The following is a 1,125-nucleotide window of genomic DNA, read 5'->3' as shown; positions in this document are numbered from 1 at the left end:
TAGTGTCATGGCGACCCTCAGAATATCCCGATCTCTTTCTCCTGCTGCACCGACGACGAACTGAGTGGTGAAGCCCCCTCGGAGTACTCCCTCATCCTGGAGCTTTTTGAACCAAGAGAATTTTTCGAAAATACGAGAGAAGTCTTTCTCGGGGGCAATTCTTCGAAGAAACCCGGAGGAAGGAGCTTCAAGGTTCACCGAAATGCGAGTCGCAAGCCGTGCGGCTTCTTCCACAAAATCAAATCCCACCTCAGGGAGAACTTTCAGGTGAATGTAGCCAGGAAAGCGGTACGAGAAACGGAGTATTTCGACAACTTTAATCATCTCTGCCATAGCCTTTGATGGCTCATGGAAAACCGCTGAACTCAGGAAAAGACCCTGAACAAGGCCTCGGCGATAGAGGTCCACGAAAAGGCGAGCAAGTTCTTCAGCGGCAAGGGTTGCCCGGGGGGACGGTCGTCCAGCTCGGTTCGCACAGTAGAGGCAATTGTGCACGCACTCGTTGGAAAGGAGTATTTTGAGCACCGGGATTCTCCTGCCATTGGGGAGTGCAATCGGATAAATCCACCCTCCCCGGGGGTGGCGGATTCTCGACTCTCCCCGAAAGCAGGAACCGCAGAGGTCAAATCTCGCCTCAGCACCAAGAAGGGCGAACTTCTCCTCTACGCCCCGCACTATCTTTCCCTCCAAGAATATTGTATCCTCTGGAGAGAAACTTTGCCAGCAAAGGGGGGCTTTTGGTGGACAGAAAACGCATCCTCTGTTTCGGTGATTCCCTCACATGGGGCTGGGACCCGGAAACTCGGGACCGTTTCCCTCAAGAAAAACGGTGGACAGGCATTCTTGCTCGTCTCCTTGGGGAAAACTACGAAATCATCGAGGAGGGCCTGAACGGACGAACCACAGGTTTCGATGACCCCATTGAGGGAGACAAAAACGGCCGGAAACACCTCCCCATCCTCCTTGAGACACACCGACCTCTTGACCTTGTCGTCATCATGCTTGGAACAAATGACCTCAAACGACGCTTCAACCTCCACCCGGCAGAAATTGCCCAAAGTGCGGCAGAACTTGTAAAAGTAGTGCAGCAGAGTAGAGCCGGCCGCAAGGGTTCTGCTCCCTTGG

General features: G+C 53.4%; 1 protein-coding gene and 1 pseudogene (1 of these 2 only partly in view). One reads left to right on the top strand and one right to left on the bottom strand.

Translation table 11 applies throughout. The features are described from left to right. Positions 1-675, bottom strand: a pseudogene (locus H5U36_05025) (radical SAM protein); it reaches 466 nt to the left of the window's first position. Positions 676-740: 65 nt separating this feature from the next. Here H5U36_05025 and H5U36_05020 point away from each other — a divergent pair. Continuing rightward, on the top strand, positions 741-1,125 hold a 385-nt coding region (locus H5U36_05020; GenBank protein ID MBC7217515.1), incomplete at its 3' end, for a hydrolase.

The sequence above is a fragment of the Candidatus Caldatribacterium sp. genome, from assembly GCA_014359405.1.
Classification (GTDB): Bacteria; Atribacterota; Atribacteria; order Atribacterales; family Caldatribacteriaceae; genus Caldatribacterium; species Caldatribacterium oleiphilum.
Note: the sequence above shows the minus strand (reverse complement) of the source record. Positions and strands in the feature narration are given on the sequence as shown.